Source organism: Prolinoborus fasciculus, assembly GCF_056724605.1.
In genome coordinates this window covers 1-14,414 of sequence record NZ_JBWZQN010000032.1, presented here as the reverse complement: position 1 = coordinate 14,414, position 14,414 = coordinate 1, and the positions used below count along the sequence as shown (strand labels likewise).

Genomic DNA, 14,414 nt, shown 5'->3' with positions numbered 1-14,414 from the left:
AAAGAGGCTGAATATTCAGCCTCTTTTTTATTCCGAATATAGAATTTAGCTGTTTAAGCTGAGTCTGACTAGTTTTCGATAGATGTGTTTGACTCGGCTATATATCTGATAGTCCTTCATCTCGAGCTGGTTTTGTCGTTCGGCCTGCAATGTATACTGACTTATTACTTTTAGTAACTGCAATTCAGCGAAGTCGAGACAGGTTTTAGCGCTGGGCTGGTGCAGGATATAGTCTGCCAATTCAGTATGAATGTAGGCTCCACCGTGCAAGATAATTTTCAGACTTTCAGCGAACTGGGGTAATGAATCATGATGCTGTATATAGCTATCAGCGCCGGACAACAAGGCTGAATAAATGAGTGCTGTGGAATTCGTATTGAATATGGCAATAACAGGTGTATCTGGGCTTTGCTGTTTCAGCTGACGGATCAAACTGATCTCTGAAGTTGTTGCTGCATGATAAAGAATCAGGTTGGGCAGATGTTCAGTAATCATAGACTGTGCAGACAACATATTGTCCGCATACAGCAGCATATCTGGCTGATAGCCCAGTTGCAGCAGTACGGTCTGGATTTTTAACAGGTCGAGTCCAGTTGGTGAACGAATCACTAAAACTGGTGCAGGCAAAAGGCTAGCCAATAAAACGCGATCCTGTAGATGCTGATAGAGAGTTATACTGTGAATCAGGCAGATGAAAATGCCTATCCCAAAGAATAGTAATTTAGCTGAAATGTAGAGATTCTAAGTTTCTAGGCGGACTGGATGCATTCAATTCAAGATATAAAAAAGGAGCAACATGTGCTCCTTTTTATTATCTATAGATCAGGCAGCATCGTGCTGAGTGATTTTCTGGAAAATCTGTAATAGCACATCAAACTCGCTTTGCAGCGGTGTGCTTTTACGGGTTACCAATGCCAGGGTACGACTTGGGGCTGAATCGATCGCTTTTACCTGAATCTCAGGATTGCCTTTAATCATATTGGTATGGATCGCAATTTCAGGCAGCAGGGTAAAGCCCAGATTTGCAGACACCATTTCGATTAAAGTCGGCAGTGAGCTGGCTTTTAAACGGTGATCATTTTTACGCTCACCAATCGGGCAGGCACTCAAGGCATGATCACGCAGGCAATGACCTTCTTCAAGTAACATCAGGCGAGACAGATCCAGATCTTCTAAAGAGTTTGCTTGTGCAGCATGCTGATCAGATTTTTGGTAAACCAGATACAGATTCTCTTTGGCAATTTCAGCAACTTTCAGACCACGGGTGTCGAAAGGCAATGCCAAAGCCACCATATCCAGGTTGCCATGTTCCAGCTTTTCTACAATCTTTTCACTTTGCGCTTCATGCAGATGCAACTGGATTTTTGGTAATTGCTTATGCACTTCATCCAGCAGCTGGGACAATAGGAAAGGTGCAATTGTTGGAATGACGCCGAGATGTAGATCACCGGTTAAAGGTTCACTCATCTCACGACTTAAACGCATTAGGTCCTGAGCATCGGCCAGTAGAACACGTGCGCGTGCAACCACTTGTTCACCAAGAGGCGTTAAACGAACATTCTGGCGGTCGCGTTCAACAAGTACGCCACCGAGTAAACGCTCCAGCTCCATGATGCCGCCAGACAAGGTTGACTGGGTGACAAAGGAGCGGCGAGCAGCTTCTGTAAAGTGTAGCGTCTCTGACAGTGTTACGAGGTATGACAGCTGTCTTAGGGATGGTAATGCAGCCATAGTGTCCTAATGTTTATGATTTAAAATGATCAGCAAATAATTCGCTAAGATATGGAATAAAATGCGGTGGGATATCATGCCCCATTCCATCAATTAATTCAAATTTAGCCCCTGAAATTGCTTTCGCAACAGCCTTGCCATGGCTAGGAGGCAGCAATCGATCTCGAGAACCATGGACCACCAGGGTTTCTTGTTTGATTTGCTTGTCCAGTTGCAGCAATGAGCCTGTACATAATATTGCTAAAAACTGTTGAAGTACACCAGCAGGATAGTAACTTCGCTTATATAATTTACGGGCGGTCTGCACCGCTTCCAGATGATTGACATAACCTGGTGAGCCGATGATCTTAAACAGTTTCAAACTATGATCAACAATGCCATCTTCATCTGTTGAAGCCGGTTTGTCAATCAAACTAAAGAGTTGCTTAGGGAAGGGCGGTGGCAACATCGGCTGGTTATTACTGGTAAACAGTAAGCCCAGTTTTTTGACTTTGTCCGGATAACGCGCGGCCAGAATCTGGGCAATCATACCGCCCATCGAAGCACCCAGCACATAGACTTGTTCCAGCTGCATTTTTTCAATCAACAGACTGACATCTTCAGCCATATCGTAAAGATCATAAGGTGCACCCTGATTACCCAGACCCAGTACAAAACGGCTCATCATTTTCAGGGTATTCAGGCGTGGACCTTTGTGATGGACTTTTGAAGACAGGCCAATATCACGATTATCAAAACGGATGATGTGATAACCATTGTCAATCAGTGATTTGCAGAAAAAGTCAGGCCAGTACAGCATTTGCCCACCCAGCCCCATAATCAGCAAAATGGTGGGATGTTCCGGATTTCCACCAACCTCGACATGTAGCTGGATCCCATTGCCAAGATCGACCTTGGTTTCATGCATGAACGAGGTATAAGGGGAAAGATTAAACTGTGCTGCGCTGTACATAGTCGCTGTCCTAATTAAAGGATATTTCGTTTAAAAAATATCCTTGCTATTAAACCTCTAAACCGCAGCAGGAATCAAGTCAGGAACCTGTTTGGTCAAGGCCAGACGCTGTTTGGCTGCAGTGGCGCCCAAAAGCACGAAACCACGTAAGGTGCCGTTAGCATCGAGCGCTTTAGCCAGCATGCCATCGTCAAACTCTTCAGTTTCCCAGGTGACATCAACATCAACTGGTGCAGGTAATACCGTTAAAGGTGCAGCAGGCGTTTTGACTGCCACTGGCATAGCCGGATAATGTACAGCGGTATGTTCACCGTTTAAGGTTTTTGCCAAAGCGCGGGCTTGTTGCATGATCGGCATGACATAAGGCAATAAAGTTCCATTGACCTCGGCACAGTCACCTACAGCATAGATGTCGGCTTGGTTGGTTTCCAGTTGTGCGGTGGTCAAAACTCCGCGACTGGTATGTACGTCTGCCTGTTTCGCCAAAGAAATATTCGGCTGTAAGCCCACCGCAGACAACACTACATCAGCGACCAAAGACTGACCGTTGGCCAGCGTGACCAGATAATCCCCATTGTCCGCACGAGAGACTTTTTCGACTGTTGTGCCCAAGACAAAGTGAATGCCGGTTTCTTCAAGATTCTTCTGGAATGCAGTAGCAACATGTTCTGGCAATAAACGGCCAAGCGGCTGAGGCGCTAAATCAATGACGGTAACCTGATGATCGGTATTTTGCAGGTCATTGGCAAATTCACAGCCGATCAGGCCTGCACCTAAAATCACTACACGTTTGTCTTCACGTGCTGCCAGGTTGTTACGGAAAGCTTTATAGTCACTTAAATTGTTGACGACATGAATGTCATCGCTAGCGTCCCCGGCAATCGCCAGACGTACCGGATTGGCACCGATGGCTAATACCAGTTTGCTATAATGTTGCGTACTTTCCTGGCCATCTTTTTCCAAAACCAACTGATGATCTTCCGGATGAATCGCCTTGACCCAGGTATGCTGTTCAATGCGCATATTCAGCTGTGCTGACATTTTAGCCGCATCGCCTAATGGAATTTGTTCAGGCGCTTTATTGCCAGCCAAAGCATTGGAGAGCGTCGGTTTGGCGTAATTGACCGCATCATCCGCACAGATCATCAGCAATTCATGTTCTGGATTGAGTTTACGAAATTCACGTGCTACGGCATAACCCGCCATACCTGAACCAATAATGACGATAGGATGCATAGTTGTTTCCATATGGTAGAGCTCCATGCTGTATAAATGATAGAAGGGCATAAAAAAAGACCATAATGGATATGGCCTTTAACTGGACGTGATTAGACTTCGATCATTTCGAAATCGACTTTAGACACGCCGCAATCTGGACAGGTCCAGTCATCGGGGATATCTTCCCATTTGGTGCCCGCCACGATCCCGTCTTGAGGCCAACCTTCTGCCTCGTCATAAATCCATCCACATACGATGCATTGAAACTTTCTCATGTAACTCTCCAAAACTGAGCAACTGTAGGCGTCAGCTTAAAATCCATAAAAGGCAAGACTCTAAAAGAATATGACTTTTTAACAGTGAACATATTTGGCTAAATTTTTACGCAGTTCTATTCAGAAAGTAAAGTGAATAAAAGCTTAATCAGCGAAATTAGCAGCAGAATAGACGACACATTCCTCATTTATCTGAAAATCACGCCAATCAGCTTTTCTGGCGCAGGCGATTAAAGGATCAAAAGCTGAGGATGGCAAAAATGAGCGTTTATCTTGTGGGATAGACCAAAGTCGTGCAGTAAAAACTTGAGTTTTTAGGTAATTTAGAATCAGTAAAGTCTGGATTAAATATTTTTAAAATAAATCAATATAATAAAATCAATATCTTGTCATTAAATGTCGGGTTTTTATTAGGCAGCTTGGCTTGTCCGCTCTACTCAAATAGGTTTAAAATTCCCATATTCCTTTTCTTTTTTTAAGATCTCCCATGAGCAATTTGTCTACTTCTTTGTGGTCTCACATTCGTACGGTCCAAGATTTTCCAAAACCAGGAATTTGCTTCTTTGATTTGACCCCACTTTTCATGAGCAATATTGGTCCATTGACTGACGCTTTGATTGCCAGCATTCCTGCTGACAAACTGGCAGAAGTAGAAAGCTTTATTGCGGTTGAAGCGCGTGGTTTTGTGTTGGCAAGCTTGTTGGCACAACGTACAGGCAAAGGCTTATTGTTGGTGCGTAAAGCAGGTAAATTGCCACCTCCAGTGGTCGGTGTGGGTTATAGCCTGGAATATGGTCTGGATCGTTTAGAAATGTCTGCGGAAGTTCAGTCCCAGAAAGTAATTATTGTGGATGATGTTCTGGCAAGTGGCGGAACCTTAAAAGCAGTGAATGAACTGGCTCAAAAATGTCAACATGAAGTACTTGGTGCAAGTATCTTCCTTGATCTTCCTGACCTGCATGCTGAATTAGGCCTGGATATCTGGTCAGTATTGGATGACAAATCTCAGCCTGAAGCGGCAGTTGCTTAAGTCATAATTTTTTGTAAAAAAAGCCCCGAAATTGTGGGGCTTTTTTATTGCCTGATAAAATGATCTTCGATTTCCTGAATCAGCGTATTAATTTGCTCAGGATGTTCCAGACGATGATGGCCGCCATCAACTGCCTGAATTTGCATATAGTCTTCAAGTTGTGTCTGAACCGCATGCATATCCAGAATTTCATCGCCCAGTTCAAGATAGGCAAATTGAGGAATGTCATGCTGTAAATCGTGATGCCCAATCGGCGGATAATCATCGCGGAAGTTAGGCTGCAAAATGGGATTGGCCACTACACAGGGAATTTGATACGCCTGTGACATTTTCAGTGCCCAATAACCGCCAAGACTGTGGCCGACCAGAATATCTGGTTTGATGGTTTCAATCATCTCATGATAAAACTCGGCGACCGAACTATAGCTCAGATTTCGGTAATCGACATCGATACAGTACTTGTGTACCACATCAATGGCATGGAACTTGGTGGATTCTCTGGAGGAATCTAAGCCATGTATAAACAAAATCTTAGACATAGTACATTACTCATTTTTATGGGATATGCCATATTGGTTATTTGTTGATTGGCACATCATCTTGAAGCTGAGTGTCATTGTAGAACGTCTGGGTATACAAGGCAGTTAGCTATTGGTCTAAGCCGGAGTTTTGCAGTGCAATGAATTTATATAAGACTTGTCTGGTTTAGACTTTAATCCCAACTGAGAGCAGCTGGGTGCTGCAATAAGTTTGAAGAAAGGGAATTTAAAAGAGTGAAAGACGGGCTGAACCGAATGGTGTAAATAGCAAGATAGTGGATTTTTCCAAAGAAAAGCCGGTTCCTGAGAGTGTTTGCGCTACGATTTGAGAAGGATTTCTGCTATTCTATGCAACTTCTATTTTTTAACTAATCTTATTCGAGGCAGAGATGACGCAAAATAACGCTCAATCGACTTCTGAACAAATCATTTCCGAAAACGATTTAATTGCACAGCGTCATGCCAAGTTAAAGCAAATCGAAGCTCAGGCACAAGAAACAGGTAAGAGCCCATGGCCGAATACCTTTAAGCGTGAGCATTATGCCCAGGATTTACAAGACCAGTTCGCTGATAAATCTAAAGAAGAAATTGAAGCAGGCGAAAAGGTCTACGTCAAAGTTGCCGGTCGTGTGATGTTGAACCGTGGTTCATTTATCGTGATCCAGGACATGACAGGTCGTATCCAGCTGTATGTGGCGCGTAAAGAACTCGCTGAAGATGTGCTGGCTACCATTAAAGGTCTGGACCTTGGCGATATCATCGCAGTCGAAGGTTATATCGGCCGTTCGGGTAAAGGCGATTTGTATGTACACATCGAACATTTTGAATTACTGACCAAATCATTACGTCCGCTTCCAGACAAGTTCCATGGTTTGAACGATACTGAAGTAAAGTATCGTAAACGTTATCTAGATCTGATTGTTAACGAAGAAACACGTAAAACTTTTGAGATTCGTGCCAAAGTCGTAGCGGGTATCCGTGCCTTCCTGACTGAAAAGCGTTATATGGAAGTTGAAACGCCAATGATGCATGTGATTCCAGGCGGTGCATCGGCACGTCCTTTCGAAACACATCATAATGCACTGGACATGTCGCTGTTCTTGCGTATTGCGCCAGAGCTTTACTTAAAGCGTTTGGTGGTCGGCGGTTTTGAACGTGTGTTTGAAATTAACCGTAACTTCCGTAACGAAGGTGTTTCTACCCGTCACAACCCTGAATTCACCATGATCGAATTCTATCAGGCTTATGCAGATTACAAAGACTTGATGGAATTGACCGAGCAAATGCTGGAGCGTCTGGCGATTGATATCTTGGGTACGACTGACGTGCCTTATGGCGATGAAGTATATAGCTTCAAAGGGCCATTCAAGAAAATTTCAATGTTCGATGCGATTCTGGAAAATAACCCGCAATTTACTCCTGAAAATGTCAATGACCGGGAGTTCCTGGCAAAATTCCTTCAGGAAGAATTGAAAGAGCAAGTGAAGCCAGGTTTTGGTCTGGGCAAACTGCAAACCATGGTATTTGAAGAAACCGTAGAAACCAAATTGCGTCAGCCGACGTTCATTACAGAATATCCAGCAGAAACTTCTCCATTGGCACGCCGTAATGATCACAATCCACACATTACTGACCGTTTTGAATTCTTCATCGGCGGTCGTGAACTGGCAAATGGCTTCTCGGAGCTAAATGATCCAATCGATCAGGCTGAACGTTTCCAGGCACAGGTTGCTGAAAAAGATGCTGGTGATGATGAAGCCATGCATTACGATGCAGACTTTGTCGAAGCTCTGGAATACGGTCTTCCTCCAACAGCAGGTGAGGGTATTGGTATTGACCGTCTGGTGATGATCTTTGCCAATGCAGCAAGTATCCGCGATGTGATCTTGTTCCCGCATATGCGTCATAAAAATGCTTAAATGCTGAATTAAAAATAACCCACCATTGTGTGGGTTATTTTTTGTCGATACATCTGAAAGCTTGAGTAAAAAACAACAGTTTAATCGTTGAAAATTAACATAGGAGCGATTATGGTGAAGCAGAAAATAAACTTGAGAATATTCATCCCATGTTGCTAAAAAAACATTATTGAGTGTATTGCTGACTACGCTTGCGCTTCCTGCTTTTGCTCAGGGTCTGGTTCTAAATGATGCAAATTTGCGTGCTGATCTGAACTGGTTAAACCAGCAAGGGGTTATTCAAATCAGTACCTCAACCTGGCCACTGAGTGGGGATGAAATTCAACGAGCCTTATCAAATGCGCAGATCAGCAATACTGTACAGCAGCGTGTAATCGATTCGGTTCTGGCTAAACTAAAGGCAGATAATCAACAGCTAAAATTGGGTGTATTTGCAGAAACCGATCAAAAAAATATTCCACAGGCTTTCGGGGATCAGCAAAAAGCACAATATCAGGCAGCTTTAGAGTTTAATGCTGGCAGTGCGAATTGGGATGCCAAGATCAGGGTGAATGCTGAAAAAGATCCACAAATTGATAATGATCAGGATGTAAATCTTGAAGGTTCTTATCTGGCAGGAAAACTTTGGAATCAATGGTTGATTGCTGGGCAGATTCCAACTTACTGGGGCCCAAGCCATGATGGCAGCTTGATTCGTGGTGATGCCAGTCGTCCAGTCTATGGCTTTACAGTTCAACGTGCAGAACAGACAGCATTTGAAAATAAATGGTTATCTTGGATTGGGCCGTGGCAATATCAGGCTTTTGCCGGTCAACTCGATGACTATAGTGCAGTTCCAGACGCCAAATTGATTGGTTTGCGTGTTACAGCACAGCCTTTACCTTATTTAGAGCTTGGTGCCTCGCGTGCGATTCAGTGGGGTGGGGAAGGACGACCTGAAAGTTTAAGTTCGCTGTGGGATGCTTTTGTGGGTAGTAAAGATAATGGGGGTACAGGTGAACCAGACCCATCTAACCAGATTGCCGGCTTCGATGCGCGGTTAAATTTATTTTCTCTTACCCAAATTCCGGTAGGTCTATATGCTCAATATGTAGGAGAGGATGAGGCTGGGGGCTTACCTGCAAAAAAAATGTATTTGGCTGGAATTGACTATTCTTCCACTGTAAAAAATATGCCATATCAGCTCTACACAGAATGGGTAGATACCCGTACTAATGGCAAGGTTCAAGGTATTTCCTATAACCATACGAATTATACCGATGGATTTTATCAGCATGGTTATCCTTTAGCACATGCTTTAGGTGGTGATGCGCAGATGATTTCCGTGGGTGGAGACATTCGTATTGATTTTATGAACCGCTTATCGGGTCGTATACTTTTTGCTGATGTGAATCAATCGGAACGAGCCGCCGTTAATAATGCTGCTTTTGCTTTTAATGATGAGATTAAAGCACTGGATTTGACCTGGTCACATTATATCCGTCCAGAAATGCCGCTTAAAATTAATGCATGGGTCGGTGATTCAAAGGTAAATGGTCGAGATAGCGGAGTTTCTTTAGGTATCGAAATACCATTAGAAAAAGGCTTGTTCAGTTATTAATTCTTAGCCATGATTAAATCCTGCTTAAACGCAGGATTTTTTTAGCATTTTGAAAAACTATAAACAAAAAAAACGCAATGATTGGGGTTGTCATTGCGTAGAAAAAGGAATGTCTTTCAAAATACTTCATTAACTGTGGAGAGAGTTAAATCTGATTCCTTACTGAATACAATCATAATAGGATGCATTCTCATATGACTCATCAGTATTCATGTTAATACATGTTAAATAAGGTTAAAACTATGAAGATTATGTGGGGATATTTGCATCATTTTTGCGCAATTTTAGCTTAAACAAAAAAGCTCTTCATCAGAAGAGCTTTTAAGAGCAATTTTTTCTAATTAAAAATGGAATACACCGAGGCCAGATTTAACTTCATCCAGTGTCGCCTGGGTAATATCGCGACATTTATCCGTACCGGTTTTCAGGATATCCATGATGTAATCGGGATCTTTAGCCAGTTCAATACGACGCTCACGAATTGGGCCGATCAATTCTTTTAAAATACTTTCCAGACGTTTTTTCACTGTACCATCGCCTAAACCACCACGACGATAATGGGCTTTGAGCTCTTCCAGCTCTTCTTTATTTGGGTCAAAGGCATCTAGATAAGTAAATACCACATTGCCTTCGACCTGACCTGGATCTTCAATACGCAGATGATTCGGATCGGTATACATTGCATTGACGGCTTTCTTAATATCTTTATCTGTCGCATCCAGCACAATGGTATTGCCCAAAGATTTCGACATTTTTGCTTTACCATCAAAACCAGGTAGGCGACCAACATTGGAAAGAAGTGCCTTACATTCTGGTAGCAGGTCATGACCAATTTGACGGTTTAAACGACGCACGATTTCGTTGGTCTGTTCGATCATTGGAATTTGATCTTCACCCACAGGAACAACCGTTGCCTTAAATGCTGTAATGTCAGCAGCTTGAGCCACCGGGTAGCACAAGAAGCCGGCTGGAATATCACGCTCAAAACCACGCATCTGGATTTCAGATTTAATGGTCGGGTTACGCTCAAGACGTGAAACAGTCACAAAGTTGAGATATAGCATGGTCAGTTCATTTAAGGCAGGTAAGCATGACTGAACACAAATTGTGGTTTTAGTTGGATCAATACCGACAGCCAGATAATCCGTCGCCACTTCAATAATGTTACGACGTACTTTTTCAAAATTGTCCGCATTATCAGTTAGGGCTTGAGCATCGGCGAGTAACAAGTGTTGATGGTGAGAATCTTGCAGACCTACACGAGAGCGTAATGAACCCACAAAGTGGCCGAGGTGGAGTTGTCCGGTAGGACGGTCGCCCGTCAAGATCACTGGACGATTATCTTGATTACTCATTATCTATTCCAAAGGGTAGTCAGTACTACAGCTGTATTTTAACGAATGGCAACATTGTACGGCATTCTGTTTTTGATTGTCAGCCAGAAAAAAAGCTGTCGTAAAAAAATCTTATAAATTAAACAAGTGAATACAATATTTTTAAGAATTTTGATTAAACTATCTGGAAAGAAGATAAGGATAATAAGTATGGCGAGCAGTTTATTACTATTATTAGATGATATTGCTACTGTTCTGGATGATGTCGCTGTCATGAGCAAAATGGCAGCAAAAAAAACAGCAGGCGTCCTTGGTGATGATCTGGCTTTAAATGCGCAGCAAGTGACAGGTGTGCGGGCTGATCGTGAATTACCGGTGGTCTGGAAAGTTGCCAAAGGTTCTTTTGTTAATAAACTGATTTTGGTGCCGCTGGCATTATTAATCAGCTTTATTGCAGGCTGGCTGATTAATCCCTTGTTGGTGCTGGGTGGTTTGTTCCTATGTTATGAAGGCGTGGAAAAAATTATTCATACCTTGCATACACCGAAGGCCAAGGACGCGGAACAGGCGCGTGAGCAATTGATTCATACAGAAATGGATTTGCACCAGTTTGAAAATGAAAAAGTCAAAGGTGCTATTCGCACTGACTTTATCCTGTCTGCTGAAATTATCGTGATTACTTTGGGAACGGTCGCCGCAGCCTCGATGCTGACCAAAGTGACTGTTTTAAGCCTGATCGCGGTGGTGATGACCATTGGTGTTTATGGTTTTGTTGCGCTGATTGTCAAACTGGATGATATCGGTCTGCATCTGACTGAACAGCAGTCCGATTTTAAACAAAAAATAGGACGTGGCTTGTTGGCATTTGCCCCGATCTTAATGAAAATTCTCTCCATTGTTGGGACCGCTGCGATGTTTCTGGTGGGCGGTGGAATTATTAACCATGCAATTCCTTTTATTCATCACTTTACTGAAGACAGTGTTGCTTATGTGCAGGATATTCCCAGCATTGGCAACATTGTGGGTGCTGTTACGCCGACCTTGATTAATTTCGCTGTAGGAATTTTAGCGGGTCTGCTGGTCATGCTGGTCATCAGCCTGATTAAGAAAATCTGGCCTAAATCATCAAAAGCTTAAGGTGTGGAAATATCTGGATATTAAGCAGATTAAGAAAAGGAAAAGACTATGCGTTGGAAAGGTCGTCGTGTCAGTAGCAATGTAGAAGACCGTCGCGGTGGTGGTGCCAAAGCTGGCGGAATCAGTATTGTTGGATTGATTGTGGCCTTTGTGGCCTGGAAGTTTTTCGGTGTCGATCCACAACAGGCTTATCAAACCACCAAGCAGGTCACTCAGGGGGTATCGGGTGCGGCAGAAACACGTGGCCTGGAAAATCCCACGCCAGAACAGCAGGAGTCGATTGATTTTGTTGGAACTGTATTGGCAGATACTGAAGATACCTGGAATCAGGTGTTTCAGCAGCAGTTAAATCAGCAGTATGTCCCACCGAAACTGGTGTTGTTTAACGGCATCGTGAATTCTGGTTGTGGTACGGCTCAGGCGGCGATGGGGCCTTTCTACTGCCCGACAGACCAGAAAGTGTATATCGATACGGCATTCTTTAAAGATATGCGCAGTCAAATGGGCATTACTGGAGAACAGAATGCCACCGAACTTTCCCGTAATGATCAGGCGGGGGATTTTGCGCTGGCCTATGTCGTGGCCCATGAAGTGGGGCATCATATCCAGACGATTTTAGGTATTTCTTCTCAAGTACAGCAAGCACGTCAGCAAGCAAGCGAAGTGCAAAGTAATCAGCTTTCAGTGCGTCAGGAATTGCAGGCAGACTGTCTGGCCGGCGTCTGGGCTTACCATAATCATGAGCGAACCCAATTTTTGGAACAGGGCGATGTGCAGGAAGCGATGGATGCCGCTCATAAAATTGGCGATGACTATTTGCAGAAACGTGCCCGCGGGCAGGTGGTGCCGGACAGCTTTACTCATGGCAGCAGCGCGCAGCGGGTACAATGGTTTAATACCGGCTTGAAATCCGGTCAGGTTGCGAATTGTGATACCTTTAATCAAAATATTTAAATGACTTCGATAAAAAAAGGAGCAGATGCTCCTTTTTTTATTTATGCAGAAAACGCCGGAAATTTCTTAATATCTTGATACTGACGAATAATGCAGCCAAAGCAAACAGTGCAATTGCAAAGACCGTATATTTGAGGTTGCTCATGTCATTTTGATAAAACTGCTGAATATCTTGTTTGTTATATTCTAAAGCAGTTGCTTTGCCAGTCCGGCTATCTCTGAACTGGATTTTTTCAATATAGAAGAGATTTCCCGCTTTAATTAAGTCAACGCTCTGGATTTGTCGGGTATGCGATTGATTGTCTTCATCGCTACATAAAGCGCTGTAATGCTCACAATTGATTTTGGCCACATAACCATTTCCTGCAATCAGAATAAAAATGGCATTGTCCGGTCGCTGGTTATTGGACACCAATACATACTGCTCCCCGGTTGAACTTTGTAAGGGAATGCTGGTGGCTTGCTGATAATGCTGTTCTGCTTGCAGAATTTCCTGAATTTTAGCAAAGCAGGTAAAACATAAGGACAACGTGATCAGAAAAATCACGCTGGCAAAACAGAGACGAAAAATGGTTTTGACAGTTTGATGCATGGGAGAAAAATTCAAAATAGAATGATGGGAAAGCAAAAGCCGAGTGCTGATCTGTATGTTAAATCATCATTCGAAAATACTGAAAAGAAACTTAACTCAATTCGATAAAAAAGCGGACTAAACTTGTTTTGCCAGAATACCTTGCTATTTAAATCTCTATTTTAACAACGCCTCTCGGCGCATAGTGCTCCATATCGCCCGATTTTAGGAAACCGAATGGGAAATTTCTTTTTTCTTCAGCTACTCACGGTGGTCTTTGCTCTGTCTATTGCCACGACCATGTTTAATAAGCGCGTTTTAGGCTTTCCGCAAGCGATCGGTGTCCCTATTGTCTCTGCAATCTTTGTTTTCATTTTGCAGTGGGGCGCCAGTTTACTGCATGGTAATCCATTCTTTAGCATCAATATTGACAATATCGAGCAGGCTGTTCGTCACGTCGATTTCTATGACTTTCTGATCAATGGTGTGATCTGTTTTATCCTGACTTCATCTGCGCTGAAGTTTAAGGTCTCAGATTTGCGTAACCACTGGCGGCCGATCAGTATTTTGGCTGGTCTGGCTTTGGTGTTCTGTGCAGTGTTCTTTGGTGTGGTGTTGTATGGTTATCAGTTCCTGATTGGTAAACATGTTGACCTGCTGGTTTTGCTCTTGCTAGGGGCGGCCTTGGGCGCCACAGATCCGATCGGCATCAAAGGCGTATTGAGTTCGGTTCGCGCACCGCATCATTTGATTGTCAAGCTTGAAGGTGAGTACACTATAATTAGTAATATGGAATTTTCGATAAAGCATTGAAATACATTGGGATATTGAATCGTATTTAAAATTCCATATTTCTATACTTTTTATTGATAAAATCAGCATAAAAACAATAATAAATTCCATATTTTATGCTAATTGCATATTTTTATCTTAATGGATATACCGTGCTGTTTGGCCGTTGATAGTAATTCTTCTCCTACTTGGATAGTAAGTGGCACTTAACTATGTTAGAGGTGGTCCCACTTCTTAAGTTGACAAAAATAACTAATGATGCGAAAAGGTTTTTTTAGTTAACAGATGTTCACACATGCCTAGAATTGTTTCTGTACCACTTAGTTTAGAACAGCGAGAACGACTCATTTTTCTGGTCAAGC

The 14,414-nt window shown here is 43.0% G+C and carries 14 protein-coding genes; 6 read left to right on the top strand and 8 right to left on the bottom strand.

The window, feature by feature from the left end:
- Nucleotides 1–45: 45 nt before the first annotated feature.
- The 5 genes from AC1P5O_RS09120 to rubA form a co-directional block, all read right to left on the bottom strand.
- On the bottom strand, nt 46–639 hold the full coding sequence (locus AC1P5O_RS09120; protein WP_004730291.1) for a response regulator transcription factor: 594 nt from the start codon (nt 637–639) through the stop codon (nt 46–48).
- Between the two features lie 183 nt (nt 640–822).
- Nucleotides 823–1,731, bottom strand: coding sequence for a LysR family transcriptional regulator OxyR (gene oxyR, locus AC1P5O_RS09115; RefSeq protein ID WP_004279412.1), 909 nt, complete (start codon nt 1,729–1,731; stop codon nt 823–825).
- A gap of 13 nt (nt 1,732–1,744) precedes the next feature.
- Complete coding sequence (estB, locus tag AC1P5O_RS09110; RefSeq protein WP_004646272.1) at nt 1,745–2,683, bottom strand: esterase EstB; 939 nt, start codon at nt 2,681–2,683, stop codon at nt 1,745–1,747.
- Between the two features lie 57 nt (nt 2,684–2,740).
- A complete protein-coding gene (gene rubB, locus AC1P5O_RS09105) occupies nt 2,741–3,931 on the bottom strand; it encodes a rubredoxin reductase RubB (RefSeq protein WP_004730289.1) in 1,191 nt (396 codons plus the stop codon).
- 80 nt (nt 3,932–4,011) lie between these two features.
- Nucleotides 4,012–4,176, bottom strand: a complete 165-nt coding sequence (gene rubA / locus AC1P5O_RS09100) for a rubredoxin RubA (RefSeq protein ID WP_004279415.1) — start codon at nt 4,174–4,176, stop codon at nt 4,012–4,014.
- Nucleotides 4,177–4,663: 487 nt separating this feature from the next.
- Between rubA and AC1P5O_RS09095 the strand changes: the two genes are divergently transcribed.
- Entirely contained in the window at nt 4,664–5,206 is a 543-nt protein-coding gene (locus tag AC1P5O_RS09095) for an adenine phosphoribosyltransferase (RefSeq protein ID WP_004279416.1), read from the top strand.
- Nucleotides 5,207–5,250: 44 nt separating this feature from the next.
- Here AC1P5O_RS09095 and AC1P5O_RS09090 read toward each other — a convergent pair whose 3' ends face one another.
- The gene (locus AC1P5O_RS09090) at nt 5,251–5,745 is read right to left on the bottom strand and encodes a YqiA/YcfP family alpha/beta fold hydrolase (RefSeq protein WP_004730287.1); all 495 of its coding nucleotides are present in this window, start codon (nt 5,743–5,745) and stop codon (nt 5,251–5,253) included.
- A gap of 389 nt (nt 5,746–6,134) precedes the next feature.
- On the opposite strand from AC1P5O_RS09090, the gene lysS reads away from it, so the two are divergent.
- Nucleotides 6,135–7,664: a lysine--tRNA ligase gene (gene lysS / locus AC1P5O_RS09085; RefSeq protein WP_004730285.1), complete on the top strand. Its 1,530-nt coding sequence runs from the start codon at nt 6,135–6,137 to the stop codon at nt 7,662–7,664.
- Between the two features lie 178 nt (nt 7,665–7,842).
- On the top strand, nt 7,843–9,264 hold the full coding sequence (locus AC1P5O_RS09080; RefSeq protein ID WP_004730284.1) for a capsule assembly Wzi family protein: 1,422 nt from the start codon (nt 7,843–7,845) through the stop codon (nt 9,262–9,264).
- A gap of 341 nt (nt 9,265–9,605) precedes the next feature.
- On the opposite strand, the gene trpS is transcribed toward AC1P5O_RS09080, so the two are convergent.
- The gene (gene trpS, locus AC1P5O_RS09075; protein ID WP_004279419.1) at nt 9,606–10,619 is read right to left on the bottom strand and encodes a tryptophan--tRNA ligase; all 1,014 of its coding nucleotides are present in this window, start codon (nt 10,617–10,619) and stop codon (nt 9,606–9,608) included.
- A gap of 189 nt (nt 10,620–10,808) precedes the next feature.
- On the opposite strand from trpS, the gene AC1P5O_RS09070 reads away from it, so the two are divergent.
- A complete protein-coding gene (locus AC1P5O_RS09070) occupies nt 10,809–11,735 on the top strand; it encodes a DUF808 domain-containing protein (RefSeq protein ID WP_004646278.1) in 927 nt (308 codons plus the stop codon).
- A gap of 48 nt (nt 11,736–11,783) precedes the next feature.
- Nucleotides 11,784–12,689 (top strand): KPN_02809 family neutral zinc metallopeptidase, encoded by a 906-nt coding sequence (gene ypfJ / locus AC1P5O_RS09065; RefSeq protein ID WP_004646279.1) that lies wholly within the window; start codon nt 11,784–11,786, stop codon nt 12,687–12,689.
- Nucleotides 12,690–12,726: 37 nt separating this feature from the next.
- Here ypfJ and AC1P5O_RS09060 read toward each other — a convergent pair whose 3' ends face one another.
- Complete coding sequence (locus AC1P5O_RS09060; RefSeq protein ID WP_004730281.1) at nt 12,727–13,281, bottom strand: hypothetical protein; 555 nt, start codon at nt 13,279–13,281, stop codon at nt 12,727–12,729.
- Between the two features lie 216 nt (nt 13,282–13,497).
- Between AC1P5O_RS09060 and AC1P5O_RS09055 the strand changes: the two genes are divergently transcribed.
- Nucleotides 13,498–14,073, top strand: a complete 576-nt coding sequence (locus AC1P5O_RS09055) for a cation:proton antiporter domain-containing protein (RefSeq protein ID WP_004730278.1) — start codon at nt 13,498–13,500, stop codon at nt 14,071–14,073.
- Nucleotides 14,074–14,414 lie beyond the last annotated feature (341 nt).

Coding starts and splice junctions, on each gene's coding strand:
- AC1P5O_RS09090 (WP_004730287.1), bottom strand. CDS start 5,745: ATGTCTAAGATTTTGTTTATACATGGCTTAGATTCCTCCAGAGAATCC.
- AC1P5O_RS09095 (WP_004279416.1), top strand. CDS start 4,664: ATGAGCAATTTGTCTACTTCTTTGTGGTCTCACATTCGTACGGTCCAA.
- AC1P5O_RS09070 (WP_004646278.1), top strand. CDS start 10,809: ATGGCGAGCAGTTTATTACTATTATTAGATGATATTGCTACTGTTCTG.
- ypfJ (WP_004646279.1), top strand. CDS start 11,784: ATGCGTTGGAAAGGTCGTCGTGTCAGTAGCAATGTAGAAGACCGTCGC.
- AC1P5O_RS09055 (WP_004730278.1), top strand. CDS start 13,498: ATGGGAAATTTCTTTTTTCTTCAGCTACTCACGGTGGTCTTTGCTCTG.
- oxyR (WP_004279412.1), bottom strand. CDS start 1,731: ATGGCTGCATTACCATCCCTAAGACAGCTGTCATACCTCGTAACACTG.
- estB (WP_004646272.1), bottom strand. CDS start 2,683: ATGTACAGCGCAGCACAGTTTAATCTTTCCCCTTATACCTCGTTCATG.
- trpS (WP_004279419.1), bottom strand. CDS start 10,619: ATGAGTAATCAAGATAATCGTCCAGTGATCTTGACGGGCGACCGTCCT.
- rubA (WP_004279415.1), bottom strand. CDS start 4,176: ATGAGAAAGTTTCAATGCATCGTATGTGGATGGATTTATGACGAGGCA.
- lysS (WP_004730285.1), top strand. CDS start 6,135: ATGACGCAAAATAACGCTCAATCGACTTCTGAACAAATCATTTCCGAA.
- AC1P5O_RS09060 (WP_004730281.1), bottom strand. CDS start 13,281: ATGCATCAAACTGTCAAAACCATTTTTCGTCTCTGTTTTGCCAGCGTG.
- rubB (WP_004730289.1), bottom strand. CDS start 3,931: ATGGAAACAACTATGCATCCTATCGTCATTATTGGTTCAGGTATGGCG.